The organism is Alteromonas sp. D210916BOD_24 (assembly GCF_047159385.1).
Taxonomy (GTDB): Bacteria; Pseudomonadota; Gammaproteobacteria; order Enterobacterales; family Alteromonadaceae; genus Alteromonas.
Genome location: NZ_AP038333.1, coordinates 3,346,610 through 3,372,084 on the forward strand (window position 1 = coordinate 3,346,610; position 25,475 = coordinate 3,372,084).

Sequence of the window (25,475 nt, forward strand, 5' to 3'; positions counted from 1 at the left end):
AAAAGGCATTCGGTAAACAATATAATCGGGCTTACAAAATAAAACGCGATAAGTCTTCGTTGTCCACCAAAGTCTCCAAATGGCTATTCACATAATCAGCATCAATCACAAAGCTTTCACCGCTTTTTTCCGATGCATCAAACGAGATATCTTCCATTAGTCGCTCTAATACCGTGTGAAGACGACGGGCACCAATGTTCTCGGTGCGTTCGTTAACTTGCCAGGCGGCTTCTGCAATACGCTGAATACCTGAATCGTCGAAGCTAATATCAACGCCTTCTGTTTTCATCAATGCAATATACTGATGAGTAAGTGATGCATTGGGTTCAGTAAGGATACGTTTAAAATCGCCTACTTTAAGTGCCGACAATTCAACGCGTATAGGTAAACGTCCCTGCAGTTCTGGAATAAGGTCAGACGGCTTACTCATTTGGAACGCACCAGAGGCGATAAATAAAATGTGGTCAGTTTTCACCATACCGTGTTTAGTCGAGACAGTAGAACCTTCTACCAGTGGCAACAGGTCGCGTTGAACACCTTCCCGTGAAACATCACCCGAGGTATTGCCTTCGCGCTTACAGATTTTGTCGATTTCATCGATAAACACAATACCGTGCTGTTCGACCGCCTCAAGAGCCTTCTCTTTTAAATCCTCTTGATTGACCATACGTGCCGCTTCTTCTTCAACCAAATGCTTCAACGCATCTTTAATTTTCAGCTTCTTCTTTTTCTTTTGAGAACCAGACAAGTTCTGAAACATGCCCTGGAGCTGATTGGTCATTTCTTCCATACCTGGAGGCGCCATGATTTCTACGCCGACTTGAGGTAACGCTACGTCTATTTCAATTTCTTTGTCGTCTAGATCGCCCTGACGAAGCTTTTTGCGAAACGCCTGACGAGTACCGCGGTCTTCCACATCTTCTTTATTTCCCCACGCATCTTCTGGTGGTGGAATAAGTACGTCAAGAATACGCTCTTCTGCAGCTTCTTCTGCGCGGAACTTGACCTTTGTCATTTCATTTTCTTTCGTCATCTTAACGGCAATATCCGCCAGATCACGAATAATCGTCTCTACTTCTTTACCCACATAGCCCACTTCAGTGAACTTAGTCGCTTCAACTTTGATAAATGGGGCATTCGCCAATTTTGCAAGACGGCGGGCAATTTCGGTTTTACCCACACCAGTTGGCCCAATCATCAGAATGTTTTTTGGCGTTACCTCTTGGCGCAACTCTGGCTCAAGCTGCATCCGACGCCAGCGGTTGCGCAAGGCGATTGATACTGCGCGCTTGGCATCTTGCTGACCGATAATATGGCGGTCTAGCTCGTGAACAATTTCTCTTGGTGTCATTTCAGACATGAATAAACCCTTTAATAACAAATTCTCGGCGCATCGCGTTGAAGCAAATAAACGCAACTACACCCAGTAAGCAACCGCAAGTGCAGTCGCTTAGTAATCTAGTACATCAATAGTTTGGCTATGGTTGGTAAATACGCAAATATCACCCGCAATGGTCAATGCCTTTTCGGCAATTTCTTTTGCGCTAAGATCGGTATTGTTCAAAAGTGCAGTTGCAGCTGCCTGAGCGTAGTTACCACCCGATCCAATAGCAATAAGATCTTGCTCTGGCTGCACCACATCGCCATTACCCGTAATAATAAAAGAGGCCGTTTCATCAGCCACCGCAAGAAGTGCTTCGAGCTTTCTGAGCATTCTGTCAGTTCGCCAGTCTTTCGCTAACTCCACTGCGGCTTTTGTCAAATGCCCCTGATGAGCCTCGAGTTTAGCTTCAAAGCGCTCAAAAAGTGTAAAGGCATCAGCCGTGCCCCCTGCAAAGCCTGCTAACACTTTGTCGTGGTATAAACGGCGCACTTTTCGCGCATTACCTTTCATCACGGTATTGCCCAGCGATACCTGGCCATCACCGGCCATTACCACCTGGTTACCACGTCGTACAGATACAATCGTTGTCACGTTAATTCCCCGTTTTGCTGGGCGCCACCGCGTTCTTTCGCATCGAAGGCAGTGGCGTAAAAAACCAATATCTCTTTAAGTGGGGCAAGGCGAGTTTATTTCAAGGGTTTCACTAGCGCTTAAGCCCTAATTTCCCCGTTTTATCCAGTGGATGGACATGTGTCACCGCTATTTTTTCATTAAGGCTTTTAAGTTTGAGTAGATGATATGCGCTGAACGCGCTTTGACACAATGAGAGCCAAACCAATAATAAATGTTGCGCAGATACAGGAGTATGGGGGCTCTTGAGCAAGCCCCGTCAAAAACGTAGAGCGTGCTTACAGGTTCCAATACCAGATTTGGCACGTAGCAATATTAACCTTTCGCAAACTGTGCTTTGCTTTTTCTGCATCGCGTTTTGACTCAAAAGGTCCAAGGATCACTCTAAACCACTCGCCGTTGCTACCTGTACTGTGCCTTATCAGCGCTTCTAAACCTTGAAAGGCAATTTTGGCTTTCATTTCTTCCGCTTGGGCTCGAGTTCTGAAAGAGGCACACTGCATCAAATAACGCTTATCAGACTTTTCTTGCTGCTTAACATCCACTTCTACTTCATAGCCGGGCAAGGTCTTGATGTACTCCCACTCTTCTTCTGGTAGTTCAGGAAGGACTTCTTCGGTCGGAGCGACTGGGCGTGCAGCTTGCGTATCGACCTTTTCTTCTACGTTGTCTTTAATCGACCACAAAAACGCACCAAACCCGATGACTAATGCAAAAACACCGACCAATCTTACAATCGGCAATTTACTCATAGCGGAGCCAGAAGATTGCCCCTGATCTTTAGGCTTTCTGCCTTTGTTTACGGGCTTTTTGTTTTGAGGAGCGCGTCCACGAGAGACATAATCGCGTTGAGCCATAGTGAGCAATATTCCTACTTGTTATCGTTGTTCGCGAGGAGACAGCATGTTCGTCGCGAATTTTAACCCAATGCTTCCCAACAAGCTAACTGAAATCAGTGGGGTCTATATCAACTGACCATCTCACTTTTGTCGCTAAAGGTAAGGCTTGTAAAAAAGGTAGCGCATGCCTAAGCGATGCATGCAACGGCCCCCGTTTTGAATGACTGCATACCAACATAAAGCGAAAACGACCTTGTCTTTTTTCTATCAAACAGGGAAACGGGCCGTTGATTTGGCAAGATGCCTGGTCAATAAAGACCCCTTTACAACCCTGTAAAAAACCATACGCGAGCTGGCTATCTGTAGCTTCTGCACGAATAACAAATTGACTGATGAAAGGTGGCAATCCTGCGGCTTTTCTCTCTGTCAACGCGAGGCGTGCAAAGTGACCATATCCATTGTTAACCAGATCTTGTAACAATGGATGGTGGGGGTTATGAGTTTGTAACCACATTTCTCCGGGCTTTGTCGCACGCCCCGCGCGACCAGATAATTGTGTGACAAGTTGCGCGAGTTTTTCTGATGCCCGAAAATCTGCACTAAATAACGCACCGTCAACATCCAATACCGCCACCAATGTTACATGCGGAAAGTGATGTCCTTTTGACAGTATCTGTGTCCCCACCAACAGTTGATATTCTTGCCGATTAATTGCAGCGAGTGTGTCGTGCAGTTTATCTTTCCCTCGAACTGAGTCACTGTCGATACGCACTTGCTTAACGCCAGGAAAGAGAGAAGCGAGCCCCTGCTCGACCTGCTCTGTTCCCGTCCCCGCTGTCACTAATTCACTACTGTGACAGGCAGCACAGTTAGAGGGCATCGAACGGGTGCTTGCACAGTGATGACACTGTAATCGATTGTGACCTTTGTGAACGGTATACGGGCGATCGCATCGCTTACACATCACTGTTTCACCGCAGTGATGACACAATAACGCAGGGGCATAACCCCGGCGATTTACAAACACCAATACCTGATTACCAGCATTCAGATGCTGGCGCATGATACCTAATAACCCCTGGGCAATACCGTAGTGAATCGGTTGATCTCGTGCATCCAATACGTGTTGATGAGTGCTTTTGGCGCCACCAGCACGTCGGGTAAGTTGAAGATGGGTATAGCGGCCACTTAATGCGTTGTTTAACGTTTCAAACGAAGGGGTGGCACTGCCTAATAACAACGGGATCCCTTGCTGCTTTGCTCGCATTACCGCTAGGTCACGGGCGTGATACCTAAGCCCATCCTGTTGTTTAAATGATTCGTCGTGCTCTTCATCTACTATGAGCATTCCGGGTAGTTTGAGGGGCGTAAAAATGGCCGAACGCGTACCGATAATAATGCCTAATTCACCCGCCTTTGCACGCTGCCACACCTGCAAACGGGCACTGTCAGACAATTGAGAATGCAGTACACCGACCTCAACGGCAAAGCGCTTTTCAAAACGCGACACCGTTTGTGGAGTTAAACCAATTTCGGGAACCAGGATCAATACCTGCTTGCCGTGTTGTAAAATAGGCTCTATAGCTTGTAGGTATACTTCGGTTTTGCCGCTACCTGTTACCCCTTCCAGTAAACTCACCGCAAATTGATTATTTGAACGGTTTAGCGCCGCTATGGCGACGGCTTGTTCGGTATCGGGAATAGGTTTGTCACCCAGCGCTAACTGGGTGAGCCAAGCGCCCTCGACAAAACTAGGGACACGGGAGTCGACATACGCCAACCCTTTATCAATTAACGCTTTTACTGCAGGGGCACCATGCTGTTTTCTCGCTGTAGTCGCTAACGATTCAGCAGCGAGTAGACCAGCCAGGCACGCCTTTTGTTTAGGCGCTCGGGATAAAGTCTCAAGCGACGTCTTTTTCCCCCTTTCTGTTACCGTGAGAATGTCTTGGGCACTGGGTAATGCCGACTCCCCTTTTCGAAGTAATACTGGCAGCATAGCGTGTATTACTTCTCCCGGAGCGTGGTGGTAGTACTGCCACAACCACTGAGCCATGTTTAGTAGCACCTTATCGATGACAGGCTCATCATCGATAACCTCAATGATTGCTTTTAATTTAGTCGTGTCTTCTACGCTATGCTGTGACAATACTTCAGTGACTACACCAATGAGTTTACGTGGACCAAAAGGCACGACTACCCGCACACCCGCTTCAAGTGGTTTATGATGGGTGTAGGTAAACTGCTGCCTAAGTGGAACTGGCACAGCCACTTGAATAAATGCCATTAGCACGCGTCTCTACAATAGAGGCAATTGGCTGCGACGCCATTGCCATGGGTTTTAAAGCGTTGATTAAGCCCGTTGATCTTTGCTTTACATTTTTGCAGTGGCCTACGTACCGTTAAGACCAAAATGTGTACACCAAAGCTCAACTGGCCTTGTTAAATTATTTAAACACACTTTTTGCTATAGCCCTATGCTGAATAACACCTTGGCTATTCGGTGAACAAAAAGCACTTGATCAACACTCTGGCATCCATTATTATGCGCCGCTCTTTTTGCGATAGGCTGTTCTTTGAACGACTTATCATTTGAATATTAAGTAACGTATGGTGTGCAACTTCGGGTTGTATAGCGATACGGCCTTATTATGTGAGGTAATCCCATGAAACAAGGTATCCACCCAGAATACACTGAAATCAAAGCATCATGCTCATGCGGTAACGTAATGAACATCCGTTCTACACTAGGTAAAGATATCAACCTAGACGTATGTTCTGCATGTCACCCTTTCTACACTGGTAAGCAACGTAACGTTGATACTGGTGGTCGTGTTGATCGCTTCAAGAAGCGTTTCGGTGCATTGGGCAAAAAGTAAGCCTGATTTCACTTCGAAAAAGCGCCCTCGTGGCGCTTTTTTATTACCTGGCTTTTTTGCATGCTAAGTATTAGTGAGACATGATCTTGGCCAGGTGTTTATCCCAGTCACCACCGCTGTCTCTTTTACACGCCGTCTCACTATCAAACCGAAAAGCAATAGGACTAGACTTTAAGCCTTCAAGGGCTATATTCACATTCGTTATGAAGTCTATATCCCAATTTTGGTTTAGGGCACAGGTTAGTTGATGCTCTGTTTGAAATACAGCCACTATTTCAGGTGATTTCCAATGACCAAGGTGGGTGAGCCAAACAAAGCCATTTTGTTTTACTTTCTCATTTTCGCATACGTCTGTAAGTACAGCGATTAATTTTCTTTCTGTCATTATGTTTCCCGACCCTGACCTGTGCGCTTTACCATATTTTCGCCTATACACACCATACCAAATAGACAATAGATATATTTAACCTGCATTCCATAAATACTATGAATTGTAATTATAGCCTTTGTTAACTGGTCTAATATGTATTGGTCACCTACATTATTTGTATAGCCTTAATTTATTCTACTTCAGCCACGGCATTACTGGGTAAAAAGTACAATAAAAGAGAATTCTGATCAGATATGTACACAGTAAAAGGCTGTGTTAGAGTTGACCTTGCAATACGCTATTTATCCAATTCATGCGTATTTTAGGCAATAAACAAGGGCATAGTTTGGTTACGCCAAGTTGACGCCCCATGAAACAGCAAGCGTTATTTTCATTTCACACAACAATAATGACACCCGACATGCAAAAAACGCGTTACAAAACATCAATGAACCCTACACCTGAGGATACCATTTTACATGTCAGATTTTAGACAACGCGCACTCGACTACCACGCTAAGCCAACCCCGGGGAAAATTCGCGTAGAGCTCTCAAAACCTGCAGATAGCGTTGACGATCTTGCTCTGGCTTATAGCCCTGGCGTAGCTGAACCTGTTAGGGAAATCGCCGAAGACCCTGATAATGCCTACAAATATACGGCCAAAGGCAATATGGTCGCGGTGATCAGTAATGGTACTGCAATTCTGGGCCTTGGTAATTTAGGGCCTTTAGCGTCAAAGCCTGTTATGGAAGGTAAGGCGTTACTGTTTAAGCGCTTTGCGGGACTTGATGCCATAGACATTGAAGTAAAGCATCGCACCACCGAAGAATTCATAAACACAGTGGCCAATATTGCCGATACGTTTGGTGGGATAAACCTAGAAGATATCAAAGCCCCCGAGTGTTTTGAAATTGAACAAGAATTAATTAAACGTTGTAACATTCCCGTCTTTCACGATGACCAACACGGAACCGCTATTGTTACCGCTGCAGGTATGTTGAATGCGCTAGAAATCCAAGGCAAGCAAATTGAAAACGCTAAAATTGTTTGCATGGGCGCCGGTGCTGCCGCCGTAGCCTGTATGGAGCTACTGATCAAATGCGGCGCTCAGCGCGAGCGTATCTATATGCTAGACAGAAAAGGCGTCATCCACACTCGTCGGGATGATCTCACCGAACACAAAAAACTATTCGCCAATAATACAGATAAACGCACACTAGAAGATGTAATGGAAGGCGCGGATATTTTTGTGGGTGTGTCAGGCCCTGATGTTCTTCCTCCTGAAACACTTGCACTTATGGCGGAAAACCCGATTGTTTTTGCCTGCTCTAATCCAGACCCTGAAATCAAGCCTGAGCTTGCGCATGAAGTGCGAAAGGATTTAATCATGGCAACGGGGCGCTCTGATTATCCCAATCAGGTGAATAATGTCTTGTGTTTCCCGTTCATTTTTCGCGGGGCATTAGATGTAAGAGCAAGGGCCATTAATGATGAAATGAAAGTGGCAGCAGTTGAAGCATTACGCGCTATTACAAAAGAAGAGGTACCTGTAGAAGTACTTGCTGCCAGTAAAAGTGAAAGCCTGACGTTTGGCAAAGAGTATATTATTCCCAAGCCAATGGATCCTCGTTTATGTGAACGGATTGCATCCGCCGTATCTAAGGCTGCCATTGAGTCAGGTGTGGCGAGAATACCCGAATTATCACAAGAGTAATTGGTTAAGCAAGTACCATTAGCTGCTAACAAAAAACGGCGCTCTGATCAGCGCCGTTTTTAATTTCTGTACTTGTTTAGTCTTCGTTTACGTCATTTTCAAAACTGGGGTCAATACCCATTTCTTCCATAATACGACGAGCTTCAGCAGGAACCCGATTGGGATTGTCCTTGCGCAAGTCATCATCATTGGGTAGCGGCTGGCCTGTGAAAGCATGCAAAAATGCTTCGCACAATAACTCTGAATTAGTGGCGTGACGCAAATTGTTGATTTGACGACGAGTGCGTTCGTCGGTTAATGCTTTTAGCACATTGATGGGTATAGAAACAGTGACTTTCTTAACCTGTTCGCTCTTTTTACCGTGCTCTGCGTAAGGGTGAATATATTTACCGTTCCATTCTGCCATTGTACTTACTCGGTCTACTCTTATTTATGTTATGAAGAGAAATTCTAAACAAGTTCACGAAAAGGTCAATTGAGCAGTGTAAACCTCTTGACGTCTAGACATATATTATTTAATTTAGACGTCTAAACGTCTATAAGTTCACTATTTTAAGAGAAAACACCATGGTTTCGTATGCGCAAGGTATCGATGCTCTCAATCAATCTCTCTCTGAGTTGAGAGATATTGATGTATCTTTTGAGTTTTTTCCTCCTAAAACACAAGCCATGGAAAACACCTTGTGGAAATCGGTGGAGCGGTTAGCCCCTCTCAAGCCCAGTTATATGTCGGTAACCTATGGCGCTAATAGTGGTGAGCGAGATAGAACTCATGATGTAGTAAAGCGCATCCAACAACAAACCGGGGTTGCTGCCGTTCCTCACCTAACCTGCGTTGATGCTAGCCGTGAAGAGTTAAAGCAAATTGCACAGGATTATTGGGACTCAGGCATTCGACGAATCGTAGCACTTCGCGGTGATTTACCCCCAGGTGTAGATAAAACCGAAATGTATGCGTCTGATCTAGTTGCCTTATTAAAAGATGTCGCAGACTTCGACATTTCCGTAGCAGCTTACCCTGAAAAACATCCAGAAGCCCCTAACGCGCAGTTTGACTTGTTGAACTTAAAACGCAAAGCAGAAGCTGGCGCAACGGAAGCTATTTCACAGTTCTTTTTCGATACCAGTGTGTTTTTGCGCTTTAGAGATCGCGCCGCTGCAGCCGGTGTAGATTTAGATTTAGTGCCCGGTATTTTACCTGTTACTAACTATCAGACCTTGGTGAAGTTTGCGGGCTTTACCAATGTCCACGTGCCAGGCTGGCTTCATAAAATGTTCGATGGCCTGGATGAAGATGATCAAGCTACTCGAAACCTGATTGGTGCTAACATTGCTATGGATCAGGTTAAAGTATTGGCAAAAGAAGGGGTTAAACATTTTCACTTTTACACCCTAAACCGAAGTGAACTGAGTTATGCTATTTGCCATATGCTTGGCGTACGTGGCAACACCAAATAACACACTGCACTTACATTCTGTTATCGAAATCTGACGATTACACTGGATATAAAACGGTGTAATCGTCAGTTTTACTGTCACTTCACGTATTTTTACACAAAAATTTTGCTACAACGCGCTGCCCCAGTTACCATTTTAGAAATTGAACTTTTCGCCAGTCAGCTTGTTACGTCATGAGCACCATCAGGAGAGATATGTGGATTTAGACAAGGTTAAAACCGTATTTGATAATTTTGTCCCCCAGATGAAGAATCTTTTCAGTATTTTTATTCAGCGCTGTAAAGAAGACAATATCACTATTTCTGCTGGTCATTTAGCATACGTCACACTGCTTTCACTGGTGCCCTTTATTATGGTGACCTTCACCATAATGTCGGCATTTCCAGCTTTTGCCTCTGTCAGAAGTAAATTAGAGCATTTTGTTTTCAGCAATTTTGTTCCCACTGCCAGTGATGTAGTGCACAAATACTTAACTGACTTTGTGGGCAATGCATCAGAAATGAGTGCTATTGGGATTTTGTCTTTGTTAGTCGTTGCACTATTGCTCATTTCCAACATAGACAAAACACTGAATCGCATTTGGCGCACCCAAAGTGACAGGCCGGTGGTATACACCTTTGCCATTTATTGGATGGTCATCACATTAGGACCACTGTTGATTGGCTCGAGTGTTATTGTCAGTTCTTACCTGACAGGCCTAGCCGCCTTTACAGAAGAATATACGCCCGGATTAGGTACCTTTCTGCTTAGTCTGGTGCCAAGTGGCGCAGCCATGTTAGCGTTCGCCATTTTGTACATGGTGGTTCCAAATAGACGTGTCTATGCACGTCACGCTTTTGCCGGTGCAGTAGTCGCCACCATAGCGTTTGAAATGACTAAATCAGGGTTCGCTATTTATGTGACAAATTTCCCTTCATATGAACTTATTTATGGTGCGCTCGCAGTGGTACCCATTCTGTTCTTATGGGTTTATCTGTCTTGGATGATTGTATTATTTGGCGCAGAATTTACATGTAGCCTGGGCGAGGCATTTGAGAATCGCAAAGCAGAACACGAACCGAGAAAAGTACCTGAAGAATAAGTGACTACTGCTATGCACTAAAAAGGGGAACTTGAGTTCCCCTTTTTTGCCGCTAATTTTTGCTTTTGTGAAAACAACGTGAGTCCCCACCTTCGCTTTCACATTCAGCAGGATTAGTTCTTCATTGAAGCAATAAATGCATCAGACTCAGCAATGGCTGAGTTCATTTGCCGTATTAATTGCGCCACGTTATTTTCGATGGTAGACAACTCACCTTGAAGCGCGCCAATCGCGCTGGCGTTTAAGTTGTGCTTAAGGTAAAGCACATTGTCTTGCAACGCGTTGAGTACAGGCGGCATTTTACTTTCCGCTTTGCGCATTGCTTTCATTAACGACGTATAGCGACGTTGAGTCTCACGTAATTTAGCAGCACTATCACGTTTAAGAGATGCATTTTGATACTTCTCAAGTTCTTCTTGCCACTCTTCGAATAAAGCTTCAGCCACCGCTTCTACTTTATCTATTCGCGCAGTAACATTGTCAGCAGCGGCTACGCTGTCTTCAAACTGGCCATTTAAACGGTCATAGACCGCTTCCAACTCACCACCATCAAACGCTACCGCTGCACTAAATGCTTCCAGTGCTGAACTAAACTGCTCTTGTGCTTCTTCCTGCGATTCTTTAGCGTTCTCAACGCGATCAACGAGTATATCTCGTTTTTCGACGCCCACTTTCTCCCAAGCTGCATAATATGCAGACTGACATCCAGTTAGGGCGAGCATCGCTATGAAAGCTGATGCGATTATTTTCATACTGTATCTCCACCTCTAAAGCGCGCTGCACTTATAATACTTAGAAGGTGTAATATGGCGCCCAATGGCCAAAATACAATAGCCAGTACCACCGTGGCCGCTAGGGCATAACACACACCTACGGTGACGAAATAAAACAATGCACCTAAAATTCGGCCTTGAACCAAATGTCCCAAACCAGGAATAAAGAAGTTACAGATAGCGGCGATAACGTTGCCACCGGATCCTTGACCTGCCATATAAACATCCTCGCAATTATGACTATAATATGATTAGCTACTACGCAAAATGCTTGTTCTATCGTCTTCTTTACGCCAATGTTGGCTTTAGAATGAGTAAATGCGAATAGCACGCGTACGTCTTAATAACGATAAATTAAACCAAAACAGGCACTCACACAACGCGCAGAAACAAAATGAAACGACTTTACCCCGATGTAACCTGCTATGAAAATGGATTTGTAGATGTAGGAAGTGGGCACTCACTTTACTTCGAACAAAGTGGCAACCCCAATGGCATCCCTGTTTTATTTATTCACGGTGGACCTGGTGCGGGACTGCCGCCCAATTACAAATGCTTTTTTGACAGCAACAAATACCGCATAGTGGGATATGAACAACGAGGATGTGGTCGCTCCACTCCTTTTGCTAACACTTCCCACAATGAAACCTGGATTAATGTGGACGATATCGATACGTTACGCAATCATCTGGGTATTGGTTCTTTTTTACTTTTTGGCGGCTCTTGGGGGTCAACATTGGCCCTACTCTACTCCCTTAAATACACCAATCATGTAACCGGACTGATTTTACGGGGTGTATTTTTGGCTCGTCAGGAAGACCGAGACTGGTTCTTATCGCCGAATGGTTGCGCGGCGCAGCTGTTTCCTGAATATTACCGTAAGTTTACTAAAGACATCCCGAGCCCCTTATCCACCAAGGGTATTTGTCAATTCTACAATTCTGCACTGCAATCTAATAACGACGTGCTGCGTCATGCTGCGTTAAAACGTTGGTACCAATGGGAAGAACGACTTTCACGTATCACTTTGCCACCCGGAGTGGGCGACTCGACATCTCACTATCCTATGCCACTGGTCACCAGTTTAGCGACGCTAGAGTGTCATTTCCTATCGAATAACTGTTTTTTAGAAGAAAACTATATCCTTGAAAATATAGATAAAATCCTTCATATTCCCGGCACAATTATTCATGGTCGCTACGATATGATTTGCAAAACCGGAGCGGCTGAGGCACTGCACAAAGCATGGCCTTACAGTCAATTGCAAATCATCCCCGATGCGGGTCACAGCACCTCAGAGCCCAGCATCGGCTATGCGTTATGTCGCGCGACTCGCGATATGTCGCGTTTTCTTCAGGAGTCAAAGAAGTGATAGGGCTTATTCAACGGGTAACAGAGGCACATGTCGCTGTATCAGGTAACATTGTCGGACAAATTGGCAAAGGTATGGTGGTACTTTTGGGTGTGGAAAAAGAAGACGGCGACACCCAAATTGAGAAGCTGACCAATAAACTATGTCGCTATCGCATGTTTAACGACGATCAGGGTAAAATGAATCTAGATATAAGCCAGATTGACGGCGAAATTCTGGTGGTATCCCAGTTTACACTGGTCGCAGATACACAAAAAGGCAACCGCCCAGGATTTTCCCGAGGTGCTACCCCAGCGCATGGCAAGGCCATTTATAGCCAGTTCATTGAAACGTTAAAACACAAAGGTATGAACGTCGCCACAGGAGAATTTGGCGCAGATATGCAAGTAGGGCTTGTCAACGATGGTCCTGTCACATTTCACTTTCATGTTTAAGTAGTTATCATTTCACTCACGAATTTAAACTTGTGCCAATTACGCGGTTACGTTTAAATACCCTTTCACGTTTTTAAAAAGGTCGGTTTATTGTGTATAAGGTTGTCACGCCAAAGAGCGATGCCGAGTTAGATGCGTACTACCACTTTCGTTGGGAGCATTTGCGCCAGCCGTGGAATTACCCTCCAGGCTCTGAAAAGGACGAATACGAGCAAGTTTCGGAACACCGCGTTATTACTAATCGCGATGGAGACATTGTTGCCTGTGGTCGAGTACATTTAAATAACGCAGAGGAAGCCCAAATACGGCATATTGCCGTTCACCCTGACCATCACCGTAAAGGCCTCGGTCAAATGATGATGGCTGCCCTTGAAAACGTGGCAAAGGACATGGGTGCAGTTCGAGCAGTGACCAACAGTCGCGAGATATCCATCGATTTCTTCAGTGCCTGCGGCTTCGAAATTGAGCGGGAAGCCCCCAACGAACTGGGCATGTTAAAGCGCCAGCAAATGGTAAAAAAGTTTTCCGACAACAATACTCTGATACTGCACCCCAAATGGTGTAAATCACTCCAACAAACCTGGAGTGAGACCATTCCCATTACAGAGCACATGGGTATTAAGCTTTATCAATATACTGGGCGTACCCTTGAAACACGCGCGTCGCTTAATAAAAACATCAATATACACGGCACCATGTTCGCGGGAAGTATTTTCTCATTAGCGACACTGACCGGTTGGGGCATGATCTATTTACAGCTTAAAGAGCGCGGCCTAGATGGGGATATTGTATTGGGTGATGGCGATATTCATTATCACAAGCCCATAACAATGAAACCCCGTGCTATCTGTAATATCGAAACCTTGTCAGGTAAGTTTAAATCGTTAGAACGGGGTCATAAAGCACGCTTTGAGCTCAGTGTAGCCATATTAGATGGCGACAGCCCTGTCGCCGAGTTCGACGGCGTCTTTTGGGTACTTCCTTGTTCTAAGGACGAAGAGGAATAAGCTAGCCTATTTTGAACCGAAAGTTTTAATGAAAGAGACAAAGATTGATCAGGTTGCCATTTTTGAAGCTTTAGTCTTTAAAAACAGATTCCATTTTTTTCCTGCTTCAATACCAGGTTTTTCAATAAGAAAGAAAGTTAACGTCGAAAATAAGATAACAACGATTGAAAATATCGGCATAAATAGAGCGTATTCTTTAATTGAAAGATGATTAATTGTAATGCCGCTTCCATCACAAAAGGCCCAGTATAAAAGTATCCCATGCGTCAAATAGATGCTGTAGCTAATTTCGCCTAATACTAGAGCTGCTCTTGATGACAAAATAGTGAAAAGATTATTCCCTGCAGCAACAAAAAGAAACAATACTGATATCATAAGAATATGAAATAAATCCAAAGTATTGGGATAACTTAAAGTCATTAAAACGAGTAAAAAACTTAGTATTGATACTATCAACCATTGCTTTTTAATCAGATCTTCCAGCCTAGTAGCTAATTGAGAAATTAATGCCCCTATGGTGAAATAAATAAAAAAAGTAGACGATATGTATGGGAATTGAATCGGGTATAAAAATAAATATAACGTTGAAAGCGCCAAAGCTACCAGTCCCAATTTACCCCAAAATTTTTGAACTAAGAAAATCATTGGTAATGACAAGTAGAACAACCACTCATATTTCAACGTCCAATCCACACCAGCAATAATTTGCTTTGTTTCAGGAAAGTCGTTGATAGTTCTTCCTAAAAATAGCGCCCACTTAACGTATTCTTTAACTAACCTTTCGGGAGGAACATTAAGGTTAAAGCCTGAACTAATGAACACAGTAAGTGATATGAGTATTAAAACAAAAACATATAGTGGATAGATTCTAAAAATTCTTGATTTATAAAGCTGGATCCAATCTATTGATTTACTTCGATTAACAATTCTTGAAAAAAATAGAAAGCCAGTGATCATAAAAAAGATAACCACTCCAACTTTACCTAAATTTTGAAACAGATCCTCAGGTGGGCGTTTCCACACACCGTTAATTTTCCAATAGTAAGAAATAATGAAGTGGTGAAAGAAAACAGATAGCGCTAGAAACCCTCGAATACCATCAATACACCCAAACCGGCTATGTCTTTCAGATAAAAAAGAGAAATATTGGGTTCTTCCAATTAGTGCCGCACACAGAAGGCAAGCTAAAAAAGAGACGAGTGAAATAAAAAAGCCAAACAGAGATTCCACACTACGCCCCTAACTTTCTATAATTAAGTCCTTGTAACAGTCTCATCTTTGAGAGATAAAACACCTGTTATATTCGTGGATGATCCCAGAATAAGCATTTATATTAGAGCATAAAAAAACCGAGAAGCAATATACCTCTCGGTTTTTATCCAGCTAGTGCGTAAGAACTAGTTACGCTACCATGGCTGCCTGTAATTTCTTCATCGCATTTTTTTCAATTTGACGGACACGCTCTGCAGACACCTGATATTTATCAGCAAGATCCTGAAGCGTAATTTTATTGTCTGCCAACCAACGGGTTTCAATAATATCTTGACTGCGTTCGTCTAGCGTTTTTATCGCAGAATACAAACGCTTGCTGGCCGCAGTATCCCAGTCATTATTAATGACGTCAGCTTCAACATCAGAAGACTTATCTTCTAAATATTGCACTGGCGCAAAGTTGCCGGTTTCGTCCTCGTCAGCGGTCAGGTCAAATGCCTGATCCTGACTACTCATACGGGCTTCCATTTGCAGTACTTCTTTGGTACTTACACCAAGCTCGTTAGCGACCGTTTGTACTTCATCATGAGTAAACCAGCCTAGGCGCTTTTTCGCCTTGCGCAAATTGAAAAACAGTTTACGCTGAGCTTTTGTCGTAGCGACCTTAACAATACGCCAGTTTTTAAGTACAAACTCGTGAATTTCAGCTTTGATCCAATGCACCGCGAAAGAAACCAAACGCACACCCACTGTAGGGTCAAAGCGTTTAACGGCCTTCATCAAACCAATATTACCTTCTTGAATTAAGTCAGCTTGTGGCAAGCCATATCCCGAATAAGACTTTGCAATGTGCACAACAAAACGAAGGTGCGACATTACTAGCTTTCGAGCGGCTTGTAAGTCTTCGTCTTCGCGAAGGCGCACTGCCAACTCGCGCTCTTCCTCAGCGCTAAGCATATCAATGCTGCTTACAGCTTGAATGTAGCCTTCAATGCTACCGCTGTGTGGCACTGACAGGGCCATAGATTGCAAATTGTTGCTCATTATTCACCTCATTAATTGCCGCTTCATACTATCAAAGTAACCGAAGCTGCGCGAGACCTAATTAAGATATAAAGTCTAACCGATGTGTAGGTATAGGGATTATCTATACAATATCAAGACCTGAATTGAGAAAAAAAGTTCATTTTTTCTGACAACGTTAATGCTTGTATATTCCATTGTCTCCGCATTATACGCAAACCAGTAAACTCAGATTACCACTTGTCTCACCGATATGAATTTAAACGTACTAAGCCAGTTTCTACCACGCGCTTGCTCTGCTTTATACATAATGGCATTCATACACTTACACTATACCTGTGCAACCACGAAGAAAACCAAAAATTTTAGATTGAAATAATCTAAAAAGTTGCACAGTTACAAAAGCCATCGTCAATCAAAAGATGTCAATTACGCAGCGAGTCCCTCACAAACCAAGATAGACCAAAGTGCGCTTTAAGTAAAAAGGATAAAACAGGGGATTTGGCTGTGATAAACGTAACAAAATAGATAAAATGGCGCTGGTGAAATAGCGCTCCCCCTATTATGTTGTTTTAATGCACAAGAATAATTGTTAAATTGCGTTTACATATCATACAGTAGCGCTATTATTTAGCTACCGTATGAACATACCACTGATGCATTTCAATTTTGTAAAGCATAGTGTTGTACCGGTATGGGGAGCACAGTCTCTCCCTTGTTAGATCAGGATTGAACTATGTTCGCTTTTATCGCGCGCCAACCGATTTTAGACAAAGACAAAAGCGTTTTTGCCTATGAACTGCTTTTCAGAGATGGCAAAAGCGGTGCTTACCCCGAACATAGTGAAGAGAAGGCACGCTTTATCTCTAAGCACTTTCACCCACTTGGTCTTGATGATATTAGCGGCGAAAAAACGTCGTTTATCACGTTTTCCTCTGACACACTGATTTCTCGTTTTCCCACTACCTTAAATCCTGATTCGGTAGTCGTAGAACTCGCCGATCCTGCAGACAATACCAGTGCATTGTTTCAAGCTTGCCAACACATCAAACAATTAGGTTTTAAACTTGCCATTGACGATCCAATGATGGTGGGTTTAAAACATGACATTTTTCCCCTCATCGACATTGTTAAAGTAGATGTCACGAAAGCGCGTTTTGAAAACATAGAAAAGCAAATTCCTCAGTATCACGACGCCAACGTGAAATTGGTGGCTGAACAGGTTAACACCCAGGACAATTTTTCCACGTGTATTGATTTAGGCTTCGATCTGTTCCAAGGCTATTTTTTCTCCCAGCCAGAAGCGCGGATTTTAAGACAACTCCCCACGTCAAAAATGAATGTTGTCGAATTGATGGGTGCAAGTGCCAGTGCTGATTTTGATATTGTGAAGATCAGTCAGATTATTGAGCGTGACGCCACCCTGAGCTTTTTGCTGTTCAAATTCATCAATAACCCAACAATAAACAAACGTTACAAAATCACTTCGCTGCGCCACGCGCTAAATTACATGGGCGAGGTGGAAATTAAGAAATTTATTGCCCTGTTGAGCTTAACCAGCTTAGGTGATGAAAAGCCACTTGAAATTATTCATATGTCTTTAGTGCGCGCCAAGTTCTTTGATTTGCTATGTGAGCAACGGGGCATTAAGAGCGATCCACCAATAGCATTTTTAGTCGGGTTATTTTCGTTGCTGGAAGCGCTGCTGGATCAATCCATGCCGGATATTCTCAAGCAACTTCCCTTATCTGATGAGGTCAACGACGCCTTATTGGGTAAAAACCCAGAAATGAACAGCTACCTTTCTCTTGTCAGAGCGTTTGAAAGCGCCTTGTGGATGACGGTAATTAAGCAAGCCAAGTTACTCAATATCGATCAGAAACAACTACACGTGCTTTATAACCAAGCTATTGTGTGGGGTAACGGAGTACGCAGTACTATCTCATCCCATTACCCTCGCGCCATTGCCTAATTACTTATATTGTTATGGCGCCACCGCGACAACGTTGTAGTCATAACGTATAACGGCGTGCTAACAACCTACTTGGGTTCAATCTGACGCACATGGCGCTGCACCGAAATCAGCGATCCAAGTAGCCCTAACAGGATAGATAGCCCCAACATGGTGAGCAAAGCAGAGCCCGTTAAACCAGTAATATTGAACTCTTTTTGATACATTGACGCGAACGTCGTAATACTGCTGTCCATCCACCAGAGTATTATAATCACCGCAAACCACGCCATCAGCCCACCAAGCAGGCCATACCAAAAACCAGTATAAAGAAAAGGGCGGTGGATAAAGGCATCTGTAGCCCCTACCAGCTTCATGACCACTATTTCATCGTATTTGTTTAAAATGTTTAAGCGTATGGTATTGCCGATAATAAGCACCACGGCAATAAAAAGCAGAAGACCAATCAGCGTGACTAAATCGCTGGCAATATCAATCAGGGCATATAAACGCTCTAACCATTCAATATCCAATTTACCAATATCCACTTCACGCTGTTGACGTAATTTGTCTAGTAAGGCTTGCGCTGCGGTAGGAGAGGCGTGTTTCTCAGATGGCGTCACAAGAACCACATCAGGCAGGGGGTTTTTCTCCAGATAGGCAATGGCATCCCCTAATCCTGAAAGGTGTTGAAACTCTTTGAGTGCATCGTCTGCTGGAATATAGACCACAGTGTCAATTTCACTCCACGTGTTTAACCGCGCCACCAGCTGCTGGGAACCTGTAGCATTAACAGACGGTTTGAGAAAGAGTGATATTTCGGAGGCTTGATCCCACCCTGCAGTAATTTTTTCGGTATTTTTCACCATGATATATAGCGTGCTGGGCAACGTAATACTTAACCCCAGCACCCCAATAGTCATTGCAGATGCCACGGGTTGTCGCCATAACTCGCCCAGGCTCGATAAAGCCTGACGAATGTGACTGACGAAAAACATTAATACGGATTGGATAAACCCAACTTTAGAAGAAGAGGCGCCTTGGGCACGGCCTTTAAACAGAATACTCACGAGAACTCACCTCGCTGTTGGGCGTTGGCCCCTAAATCATCGGTGAGCCCGTCGGTAATCATTTGACCATTTTTTAAGGTTAAGGTGCGATATCGCATACGTGCAATCAACCCCAAATCATGGGTGGCAATAAGCACCGACACACCAGCCTGATTAAAGTCTTCAAATAAACGGATAATTTCCATGGACAACTTAGGATCTAAGTTACCGGTGGGCTCATCAGCTAACAACAAGGGGGGCTTGTTGACTACGGCACGGGCAATACCAACCCGTTGCTGCTCGCCTCCTGACAACGTAATGGGCAAGCAGCGGGTTTTGTCGCGAAGCCCGACCATTTCCAGTGCAGCTTCAACCCGCTTGCGAATTTCTTTATGGGTGTATCCTTCGATTACCAGTGGTAAGGCAACATTGTCGAAAACCGTCTTATCCATCAACAACTGGTGACTCTGGAAAATCATCCCAATGTCACGGCGAATATAGGCGATATCGCGGCGGGTAATACTGTTGAGATCGTGGCCGTTAATGAGCACTCGCCCCACTGTTGGGCGCTCCATAATGCTAATCAGCTTGAGCAGTGTACTTTTTCCTGCACCTGAATGGCCGGTTAAAAATGCCATTTCGCCCGGCGCAATGTGAAAATTCACCTTGCTTAACGCTCGCTGCCCACCGGGATAGGTTTTGCTTACCTGCTCAAACTTTATCATTTTTCGTCCCTACCGCCTTTCTGGGTTAGCTTTGGGTGGATTCCAATTCACTAAACAAGGCATCGATAAATTCCTGGCCATTAAACTGACGTAAATCATCAATGCTTTCGCCCACGCCTATATACCTTATCGGAATACCAAACTGATCGGCAATAGAGAATATCACGCCGCCCTTCGCAGTACCGTCTAACTTAGTGAGGGTTATACCAGTCAGTCCTACAGCCTCGTTGAAGAGCTTGGCTTGGCTGACCGCGTTTTGACCGGTCCCAGCATCTAACGTCAACATCACTTCGTGAGGCGCTGAAGGATTAAGCTTTTTCATCACGCGCACGACTTTCTTGAGCTCTTCCATCAAGTTGTTTTTGTTCTGCAAACGTCCAGCTGTATCCGCAATCAAGATATCAGTGCCTCTTGATTTGGCCGCCTCTAAAGCATCATACAAAACTGATGCGCTGTCGGCACCGGTGTGTTGAGCGATAACAGGAATGTTATTGCGTTCACCCCACACTTGCAGCTGCTCTACTGCGGCAGCGCGGAATGTATCACCTGCTGCCAGCATAACTTTCTTACCTTGCTGCTGAAACTGTTTGGCTAATTTACCTATGGTGGTGGTTTTACCCACTCCATTTACGCCAACCATTAAAATGACAAACGGTCCATTGGCAGGATCGTGCGCTTTCATCACATCAGGTAAGGGCTGATTTACTTTTTCTAGCATGTCAGCCATTTGTTGCTTGAGGATATCCAGCAAGGCCTCGGCATCTTTTAAGTCTTTACGCGATGCACTCTCGGTAAGATGGTTGATGATTTTTTGTGTGGTATCCATGCCCACATCAGCCACTAAGAGTTGTGTCTCTAGATCTTCGTAAAGCTCATCGTCAATGGCTTTACCCTTAAATAAGCTGACGATCCCGCTGCCTAGATTTTCTTTGGTACGCGACAGGCTTTCTTTCAATCGTGCGAATAGAGATTTTTTCTCTTTGGGCTCTGGCTCTGGCTCTGGCTCTGGCTCTGGCTCTGGCTCTGGCTCTGGCTCTGGCTCTGGCTCTGGCTCTGGCTCTGGCTCTGGCTCTGGCTCTGGCTCTGGCTCTGGCTCTGGCTCTGGCTCTGGCTCTGGCTCTGGCTCTGGCTCTGGCTCTGGCTCTGGCTCTGGCTCTGGCTCTGGCTCTGGCTCTGCAGCCAATGGTGCCATTTCTCCAGCGTCTTCAAGCTTTTTAGCTACCGTTTCTTCAGCGATGAGTTCTGCTTCTATCGAATTAGAAGTAGTGGCGTCCAGCTCAGTGGGTGCATTGTCTTCGCTTTTCTCACGCGAATGGCCTTCACTTATTGCTTTTTTAACACCCGTCTCGTCGTTGAAGTTCAGTGGCGCTTCTGATTGCTCAACGTCAGCATCTTGGGCTGACTGCTGGATAGATTGGTGTACTTTCGCGTTACCGTCAGTTGCCGATACAGCATCGCTGGCCTCTGAGCCACTTACCTGCGCACTTGGATGACGCGCATCTACAGGCGTTGAGACTTGAGATGTTTCGGTGACCTCTGCCACTTTAGAATCATGAGATTGAGGCCCCTCATTTTCAGGCGCTTGTTCCTGCGCCTGTTGCGCTTTTTGCTTCTCTGCTTTCTTGTTCTTGCTGAACCAGCCAAAAAGTTTCGACATTGTTAGGACAAATCCTTATAAATTCTATGCAAATTCGGCTACACTTGCCGCCTATTGTATGAACGCATGATACCATTGTCAGCTACTATGAAGCGAGTTTCTCGCCCTTCTCGAGGGCCATCTTCTGCAAAAAAACGCCATTCCTCTAAAAATGCCAATACCCACGGTACAAATAACAATGGGCAAATCAGGGTCATAGGAGGTCAATGGCGTGGTAGAAAATTACCTGTACTAAACGCAGATGGCCTTAGACCCACCACTGATAGAAACAAAGAAACCCTGTTTAACTGGCTTATGCCTTACATTAATGACGCTCGATGTCTGGATGTATTTGCCGGCTCTGGCGGACTGGGAATAGAAGCTTTGTCTCGATATGCCAGCCACTGTGATTTTATTGAACTGGATAAAGCGGCTTGTGAGCAGCTCAAAAACAATCTCTCCTTAGTGGGCGCTACTCAAACCGCGCGAGTACATTCAGGCGATGCCCTGACACGACTTAAAGAGTTATCAGGTAATGTGTTTGATATCGTTTTCGTCGATCCGCCCTTCGCCAGAGAGCTTGTCGCCCCCACCATAGCAGCACTTGAAAAGTTCCACTTGGTGGACAAAGGAAGTGTTATCTATCTTGAGCACGAGAGTGAGCTTGCAACCCCCGCATTGCCTGAAAGCTGGCAGATAATAAAAGAAAAACGCACCAGCGCCCTGTGTTACATGCTTATTGCTGTAGAGTAAACGCTATCAACAATGTGAAAAGCCAACTTAAATGGCGCCTTTACCATGCGTCAGTTCACTTAACTTAAAGTTCCAGACCAATATTGGAAATACCTGCTTCCAGCGCCAATGCTTTCATTTCATCTGCAGCTTTAGCCGGGTACTTGGCCTGTTCCACATAATCAAGTAACTCATTTTGCACTTCAACTTCAAACGCCATCAGCGGATGATCTTTAACCGTCTCATCTGTGGCTTCATCACTTGCCAGTAAATACGCTTCTACACTGCCTTGGGAAAGTTTACTGATGACAACCGCGCCTTGTGGATCATCGCCTGCCATTAAATTAAGTAATCCCGCCAAACCAATAGCGGCATCAATAGCCGGGTATACGCCATAGTTGTCGAATTCACTGGTGTCGGGTGTTGCCAGCTCAACCTTTTCTAACTGAACAGCAAGGTTGAATTTGCTTTTAGGCGATTTCAGATTTTCCCAAACCAAATTTAAACAATTTCTAAGTGCAGGCGCATCGCCTGTATCGGCTACTTCACAAAACAATGCATAGTTGGGTAACATGCGCTCAAGCAATGCGCCTCCAAACGCCACTGCTTTCCAACCTTCAAGCGCTCGCACTCGTCCAAAAGTATTCAATTTTTGTTTTGCCATTTACAGTGCTCCGGTAGCCTGGACAAAGTATTTGGTTACACCATCAAGTAACATTTGAATGGCAATCATCACCAAGATCATACCCATTAGTCGTTCCATCGCAACCAAACCTCGTTCGCCGAGTATTTTGTGAAATACATTGGAAAACATTAGGATAACCGCGCTAATAAACCAAGAGGCCGCAAGGGCAATAGACCAATCCATCATTCTATCTGGCGCTTGGTTTGCCAACAGGATAAGTGCGGCTAGCGTTGATGGACCCGCAATCATGGGTATAGCCAGTGGAACTAAGAAGGGCTCTTCCCCCACCGCAAGACCACTGGGATTGCCCGATGATGGAAATATCATTTTTAACGCGATTAAAAATAAAATGATACCGCCCGCAATACTCACGGTTTCTTGTTCGACATTGAGAAAATTTAAAACCGATTGTCCACTGAATAAAAAGAGAAACAAAATGGCCAGAGCAAAGAGTAGCTCCCTTATTAAAATAATCTGGCGGCGTTTAGGCTCAATCGACTTTAATACCGACATAAAAACCGGTAGGTTGCCTAGAGGATCCATGATCAAAAAAAGCATGATCGCGGCAGACCAAGTATCCATTGTCGTTTTCTCCGGATTTAAACGTAATTGGGTACAGGTGAAGCCACCCGTTTAAACGCGCAATAGTAAACTAAGCGACAACGGTTAAAAACACCTATCTCGGGATGAGGGAAAAAAATATTCGAAAAATAAAAATTTTGCGCTTTACTAAAAAGACATCATAAACATAACTATCTACACCTTTTGGATAATGTCTTAACGGAAATACTTTTGTTGTAATGGTAATTACTAGCAATTTTGTTTAACGTTAGTTTGACTATAAAAACAACCAATACCAACCAATGGAAAAAACAATGAGTTTGATGACAGTAAAAGAAGTAGCGGCTTACCTTGGCGTACAGGAAGTTAGAGTAGAGCGCTTGGAGCGTGAAAGCCTTTTGGTGTCGAAAGAAAAAGATACAGATGGCAACCCGCTTTTTGACAGTGCCGACGTAGATCGATACAAGCAGCTTGCTGAACGCCTTGGCGGAATCTAGCCAACTGCGGGCGTAGTTGAATAACTCGCCCACGGATCACACCAATTTTAGATTAAAAGCACACCCTCATAGGATGGTGTGCTTTTTTATTGAGGTGAATTTTACGCCTGATAGTCTTTGAGCATACGCGCAATAGAACGAATACCTTTAGCCGTCGCGCCGACCGGCATTTCAGCACTCGCACTACCGTGATACGCCGCCGCCAAATCTAAATGTACCCACCCTTGCGGTTTTACGAAACGCGACAAAAAACCCGCTGCATTCGATGCACCGCCGCCACCGCCACCTTTCATGGGGCGACTATTCGCAGTATCAGCAAAGGCAGAAGGGCAGCGCTCTGCATGAAACGCTTCTAATGGCAATGGCCAGAAACGTTCGTTCTCAGCTTTAGCTGCTTGTAGCATTTGCGCACTTGCACTGTCATCAAGAGAGAAGACACCGTGATAATCTGAGCCTAGCGCAACCACCGCGGCGCCGGTCAATGTGGCGGCATCAATAATTAACGGAGCTCCGGTTTGGGTTGCTGCCATCAAGCCATCAGCAAGAACCAAGCGGCCTTCGGCATCAGTATTTACCACTTCGACTGTTACGCCATTTTTATACGTCAGTACATCACCCAGTTTATAGGCATGACCACTTATTAAGTTTTCGGCACAGCACAAAATAAGTTGAATGCGCTTTTCAATACCCTGTGAAATAGCAAGGCCAAGTGCGCCAGTGACTGTTGCTGCGCCGCCCATATCACATTTCATATCCAGCATACCTTCGCTGGATTTAATGCTGTAACCACCACTGTCAAATGTGATGCCCTTACCCACAAGCACTGCATCTACAGCGGCATTAACGTCGCCAGTAGGGTTATAGTCAAGTACTAACATGGCTGGTGGACGTTCACTTCCGCGACCTACGTTGTAAATACCAATCCAACCCTGTTCTTTAAGCGCTTCACCCACTGTCATACTAAAAGAAACCTTATCTCCCCCTAATGACTTCAACCATTGTGCGGCTCTGGTTGCCAGTGTTTCAGGACTGAGATCTTCAGGTGTCTCATTGACTAGTTGGCGCGTGAACAACAAGGCTGCATATTCTTGCTCTAAAGTGGCTTTATCTTGCGTCTCTGCCCATTTAATCGAGGCAGGATTGCGTGCACGGGTGAAACTCAATGCAAATGCCCATTGCTGTTCTTTGTGCCATTCTCCTATAAGAGAAACTTCGGGAAGGCTAAGTCCATCGAGTTTACGCGCAGCCTGTTGAATCAAACGCTCGTTAAGCCCCTCTTCAGGCAAGTGAATAACGGCGCCAGATTCTGTAAAAGAGAGCTTTGCGTTTTCTCCCCAAACAGGTTGCGCATTGTCTTTGGAAAGGCGGATAGTAAATTCTGCCATTGCGTGGTAATCCTTATGCTTAATAGTTAACTTGTGCCGTTAACAAGCGCCAGTTGCGCTCGTGGGTTTGTCTGTTA

At 44.6% G+C, this 25,475-nt stretch carries 26 protein-coding genes; 10 read left to right on the forward strand and 16 right to left on the reverse strand.

Annotation, left to right across the window (positions count from 1 at the left end):
- Positions 1 to 31: 31 nt before the first annotated feature.
- From hslU to priA, 4 genes are all read right to left on the reverse strand, one after another.
- Positions 32 to 1,360, reverse strand: coding sequence for an HslU--HslV peptidase ATPase subunit (hslU, locus tag ACMCM8_RS14505; protein ID WP_412723302.1), 1,329 nt, complete (start codon positions 1,358 to 1,360; stop codon positions 32 to 34).
- A 90-nt stretch (positions 1,361 to 1,450) separates the two neighbouring features.
- Positions 1,451 to 1,975 carry an ATP-dependent protease subunit HslV gene (gene hslV, locus ACMCM8_RS14510; RefSeq protein WP_412723303.1) on the reverse strand — a complete coding sequence of 175 codons (525 nt, stop codon included), beginning with the start codon at positions 1,973 to 1,975 and terminating at the stop codon, positions 1,451 to 1,453.
- 317 nt (positions 1,976 to 2,292) lie between these two features.
- Positions 2,293 to 2,871 (reverse strand): SPOR domain-containing protein, encoded by a 579-nt coding sequence (locus tag ACMCM8_RS14515; RefSeq protein WP_412723304.1) that lies wholly within the window; start codon positions 2,869 to 2,871, stop codon positions 2,293 to 2,295.
- An 85-nt stretch (positions 2,872 to 2,956) separates the two neighbouring features.
- Entirely contained in the window at positions 2,957 to 5,140 is a 2,184-nt protein-coding gene (gene priA, locus ACMCM8_RS14520; protein WP_412723305.1) for a primosomal protein N', read from the reverse strand.
- Positions 5,141 to 5,519: 379 nt separating this feature from the next.
- On the opposite strand from priA, the gene rpmE reads away from it, so the two are divergent.
- Positions 5,520 to 5,732, forward strand: coding sequence for a 50S ribosomal protein L31 (gene rpmE / locus ACMCM8_RS14525; RefSeq protein ID WP_412723306.1), 213 nt, complete (start codon positions 5,520 to 5,522; stop codon positions 5,730 to 5,732).
- Positions 5,733 to 5,802: 70 nt separating this feature from the next.
- Here rpmE and ACMCM8_RS14530 read toward each other — a convergent pair whose 3' ends face one another.
- Positions 5,803 to 6,117, reverse strand: a complete 315-nt coding sequence (locus tag ACMCM8_RS14530; protein ID WP_412723307.1) for a hypothetical protein — start codon at positions 6,115 to 6,117, stop codon at positions 5,803 to 5,805.
- A 464-nt stretch (positions 6,118 to 6,581) separates the two neighbouring features.
- On the opposite strand from ACMCM8_RS14530, the gene ACMCM8_RS14535 reads away from it, so the two are divergent.
- Positions 6,582 to 7,817, forward strand: a complete 1,236-nt coding sequence (locus tag ACMCM8_RS14535) for a malic enzyme-like NAD(P)-binding protein (protein WP_412723308.1) — start codon at positions 6,582 to 6,584, stop codon at positions 7,815 to 7,817.
- A 76-nt stretch (positions 7,818 to 7,893) separates the two neighbouring features.
- Here ACMCM8_RS14535 and metJ read toward each other — a convergent pair whose 3' ends face one another.
- Positions 7,894 to 8,223 carry a met regulon transcriptional regulator MetJ gene (gene metJ, locus ACMCM8_RS14540; RefSeq protein WP_412723309.1) on the reverse strand — a complete coding sequence of 110 codons (330 nt, stop codon included), beginning with the start codon at positions 8,221 to 8,223 and terminating at the stop codon, positions 7,894 to 7,896.
- 161 nt (positions 8,224 to 8,384) lie between these two features.
- Here metJ and metF point away from each other — a divergent pair, with 161 nt between their 5' ends.
- Positions 8,385 to 9,275, forward strand: a complete 891-nt coding sequence (gene metF, locus ACMCM8_RS14545; RefSeq protein WP_412723310.1) for a methylenetetrahydrofolate reductase — start codon at positions 8,385 to 8,387, stop codon at positions 9,273 to 9,275.
- Between the two features lie 196 nt (positions 9,276 to 9,471).
- Positions 9,472 to 10,356, forward strand: coding sequence for a virulence factor BrkB family protein (locus ACMCM8_RS14550; RefSeq protein ID WP_412723311.1), 885 nt, complete (start codon positions 9,472 to 9,474; stop codon positions 10,354 to 10,356).
- A 113-nt stretch (positions 10,357 to 10,469) separates the two neighbouring features.
- Here the strand turns inward: ACMCM8_RS14550 and ACMCM8_RS14555 are convergent, their stop codons facing one another.
- A complete protein-coding gene (locus ACMCM8_RS14555) occupies positions 10,470 to 11,108 on the reverse strand; it encodes a DUF2959 domain-containing protein (RefSeq protein ID WP_412723312.1) in 639 nt (212 codons plus the stop codon).
- Positions 11,105 to 11,347, reverse strand: coding sequence for a hypothetical protein (locus ACMCM8_RS14560; RefSeq protein ID WP_412723313.1), 243 nt, complete (start codon positions 11,345 to 11,347; stop codon positions 11,105 to 11,107). Before ACMCM8_RS14560 ends, ACMCM8_RS14555 begins: the two co-directional genes overlap by 4 nt.
- Positions 11,348 to 11,523: 176 nt before the next feature.
- On the opposite strand from ACMCM8_RS14560, the gene pip reads away from it, so the two are divergent.
- From pip to ACMCM8_RS14575, 3 genes are all read left to right on the forward strand, one after another.
- Positions 11,524 to 12,501 carry a prolyl aminopeptidase gene (gene pip, locus ACMCM8_RS14565; protein ID WP_412723314.1) on the forward strand — a complete coding sequence of 326 codons (978 nt, stop codon included), beginning with the start codon at positions 11,524 to 11,526 and terminating at the stop codon, positions 12,499 to 12,501.
- Complete coding sequence (dtd, locus tag ACMCM8_RS14570; RefSeq protein ID WP_412723315.1) at positions 12,498 to 12,935, forward strand: D-aminoacyl-tRNA deacylase; 438 nt, start codon at positions 12,498 to 12,500, stop codon at positions 12,933 to 12,935. Before pip ends, dtd begins: the two co-directional genes overlap by 4 nt.
- Positions 12,936 to 13,027: 92 nt before the next feature.
- Complete coding sequence (locus ACMCM8_RS14575) at positions 13,028 to 13,942, forward strand: YiiD C-terminal domain-containing protein (RefSeq protein WP_412723316.1); 915 nt, start codon at positions 13,028 to 13,030, stop codon at positions 13,940 to 13,942.
- 48 nt (positions 13,943 to 13,990) lie between these two features.
- On the opposite strand, the gene ACMCM8_RS14580 is transcribed toward ACMCM8_RS14575, so the two are convergent.
- Positions 13,991 to 15,172, reverse strand: coding sequence for an acyltransferase family protein (locus ACMCM8_RS14580; RefSeq protein ID WP_412723317.1), 1,182 nt, complete (start codon positions 15,170 to 15,172; stop codon positions 13,991 to 13,993).
- 171 nt (positions 15,173 to 15,343) lie between these two features.
- A complete protein-coding gene (gene rpoH / locus ACMCM8_RS14585) occupies positions 15,344 to 16,198 on the reverse strand; it encodes an RNA polymerase sigma factor RpoH (protein WP_412723318.1) in 855 nt (284 codons plus the stop codon).
- A gap of 715 nt (positions 16,199 to 16,913) precedes the next feature.
- Between rpoH and ACMCM8_RS14590 the strand changes: the two genes are divergently transcribed.
- Positions 16,914 to 18,149 carry an EAL and HDOD domain-containing protein gene (locus tag ACMCM8_RS14590; protein WP_412723319.1) on the forward strand — a complete coding sequence of 412 codons (1,236 nt, stop codon included), beginning with the start codon at positions 16,914 to 16,916 and terminating at the stop codon, positions 18,147 to 18,149.
- Between the two features lie 68 nt (positions 18,150 to 18,217).
- On the opposite strand, the gene ftsX is transcribed toward ACMCM8_RS14590, so the two are convergent.
- The 3 genes from ftsX to ftsY are packed head-to-tail and all read right to left on the reverse strand — an operon-like array spanning position 18,218 to position 21,559.
- Positions 18,218 to 19,198, reverse strand: coding sequence for a permease-like cell division protein FtsX (ftsX, locus tag ACMCM8_RS14595; protein ID WP_412723320.1), 981 nt, complete (start codon positions 19,196 to 19,198; stop codon positions 18,218 to 18,220).
- Positions 19,195 to 19,902 carry a cell division ATP-binding protein FtsE gene (gene ftsE, locus ACMCM8_RS14600; RefSeq protein ID WP_412723321.1) on the reverse strand — a complete coding sequence of 236 codons (708 nt, stop codon included), beginning with the start codon at positions 19,900 to 19,902 and terminating at the stop codon, positions 19,195 to 19,197. Before ftsE ends, ftsX begins: the two co-directional genes overlap by 4 nt.
- A gap of 25 nt (positions 19,903 to 19,927) precedes the next feature.
- Complete coding sequence (gene ftsY / locus ACMCM8_RS14605; RefSeq protein WP_412723322.1) at positions 19,928 to 21,559, reverse strand: signal recognition particle-docking protein FtsY; 1,632 nt, start codon at positions 21,557 to 21,559, stop codon at positions 19,928 to 19,930.
- A 66-nt stretch (positions 21,560 to 21,625) separates the two neighbouring features.
- On the opposite strand from ftsY, the gene rsmD reads away from it, so the two are divergent.
- A complete protein-coding gene (rsmD, locus tag ACMCM8_RS14610; RefSeq protein WP_412723323.1) occupies positions 21,626 to 22,291 on the forward strand; it encodes a 16S rRNA (guanine(966)-N(2))-methyltransferase RsmD in 666 nt (221 codons plus the stop codon).
- 64 nt (positions 22,292 to 22,355) lie between these two features.
- Here the strand turns inward: rsmD and ACMCM8_RS14615 are convergent, their stop codons facing one another.
- Positions 22,356 to 22,934 carry a YjaG family protein gene (locus tag ACMCM8_RS14615; RefSeq protein WP_412723324.1) on the reverse strand — a complete coding sequence of 193 codons (579 nt, stop codon included), beginning with the start codon at positions 22,932 to 22,934 and terminating at the stop codon, positions 22,356 to 22,358.
- Positions 22,935 to 23,537, reverse strand: coding sequence for a YhgN family NAAT transporter (locus tag ACMCM8_RS14620; protein ID WP_412723325.1), 603 nt, complete (start codon positions 23,535 to 23,537; stop codon positions 22,935 to 22,937). It abuts the gene before it with no gap.
- 293 nt (positions 23,538 to 23,830) lie between these two features.
- Between ACMCM8_RS14620 and ACMCM8_RS14625 the strand changes: the two genes are divergently transcribed.
- Positions 23,831 to 24,013: a MerR family transcriptional regulator gene (locus ACMCM8_RS14625; protein ID WP_412723326.1), complete on the forward strand. Its 183-nt coding sequence runs from the start codon at positions 23,831 to 23,833 to the stop codon at positions 24,011 to 24,013.
- 101 nt (positions 24,014 to 24,114) lie between these two features.
- Here the strand turns inward: ACMCM8_RS14625 and pepB are convergent, their stop codons facing one another.
- On the reverse strand, positions 24,115 to 25,398 hold the full coding sequence (gene pepB, locus ACMCM8_RS14630; RefSeq protein ID WP_412723327.1) for an aminopeptidase PepB: 1,284 nt from the start codon (positions 25,396 to 25,398) through the stop codon (positions 24,115 to 24,117).
- Between the last annotated feature and the right edge of the window lie 77 nt (positions 25,399 to 25,475).

Coding starts and splice junctions, on each gene's coding strand:
- hslU (WP_412723302.1), bottom strand. CDS start 1,360: ATGTCTGAAATGACACCAAGAGAAATTGTTCACGAGCTAGACCGCCAT.
- ACMCM8_RS14515 (WP_412723304.1), bottom strand. CDS start 2,871: ATGGCTCAACGCGATTATGTCTCTCGTGGACGCGCTCCTCAAAACAAA.
- priA (WP_412723305.1), bottom strand. CDS start 5,140: ATGGCATTTATTCAAGTGGCTGTGCCAGTTCCACTTAGGCAGCAGTTT.
- rpmE (WP_412723306.1), top strand. CDS start 5,520: ATGAAACAAGGTATCCACCCAGAATACACTGAAATCAAAGCATCATGC.
- ACMCM8_RS14530 (WP_412723307.1), bottom strand. CDS start 6,117: ATGACAGAAAGAAAATTAATCGCTGTACTTACAGACGTATGCGAAAAT.
- ACMCM8_RS14535 (WP_412723308.1), top strand. CDS start 6,582: ATGTCAGATTTTAGACAACGCGCACTCGACTACCACGCTAAGCCAACC.
- metJ (WP_412723309.1), bottom strand. CDS start 8,223: ATGGCAGAATGGAACGGTAAATATATTCACCCTTACGCAGAGCACGGT.
- metF (WP_412723310.1), top strand. CDS start 8,385: ATGGTTTCGTATGCGCAAGGTATCGATGCTCTCAATCAATCTCTCTCT.
- ACMCM8_RS14555 (WP_412723312.1), bottom strand. CDS start 11,108: ATGAAAATAATCGCATCAGCTTTCATAGCGATGCTCGCCCTAACTGGA.
- ACMCM8_RS14560 (WP_412723313.1), bottom strand. CDS start 11,347: ATGGCAGGTCAAGGATCCGGTGGCAACGTTATCGCCGCTATCTGTAAC.
- pip (WP_412723314.1), top strand. CDS start 11,524: ATGAAACGACTTTACCCCGATGTAACCTGCTATGAAAATGGATTTGTA.
- rpoH (WP_412723318.1), bottom strand. CDS start 16,198: ATGAGCAACAATTTGCAATCTATGGCCCTGTCAGTGCCACACAGCGGT.
- ACMCM8_RS14590 (WP_412723319.1), top strand. CDS start 16,914: ATGTTCGCTTTTATCGCGCGCCAACCGATTTTAGACAAAGACAAAAGC.
- ftsE (WP_412723321.1), bottom strand. CDS start 19,902: ATGATAAAGTTTGAGCAGGTAAGCAAAACCTATCCCGGTGGGCAGCGA.
- ftsY (WP_412723322.1), bottom strand. CDS start 21,559: ATGTCGAAACTTTTTGGCTGGTTCAGCAAGAACAAGAAAGCAGAGAAG.
- rsmD (WP_412723323.1), top strand. CDS start 21,626: ATGATACCATTGTCAGCTACTATGAAGCGAGTTTCTCGCCCTTCTCGA.
- ACMCM8_RS14615 (WP_412723324.1), bottom strand. CDS start 22,934: ATGGCAAAACAAAAATTGAATACTTTTGGACGAGTGCGAGCGCTTGAA.
- ACMCM8_RS14620 (WP_412723325.1), bottom strand. CDS start 23,537: ATGGATACTTGGTCTGCCGCGATCATGCTTTTTTTGATCATGGATCCT.
- ACMCM8_RS14625 (WP_412723326.1), top strand. CDS start 23,831: ATGAGTTTGATGACAGTAAAAGAAGTAGCGGCTTACCTTGGCGTACAG.
- pepB (WP_412723327.1), bottom strand. CDS start 25,398: ATGGCAGAATTTACTATCCGCCTTTCCAAAGACAATGCGCAACCTGTT.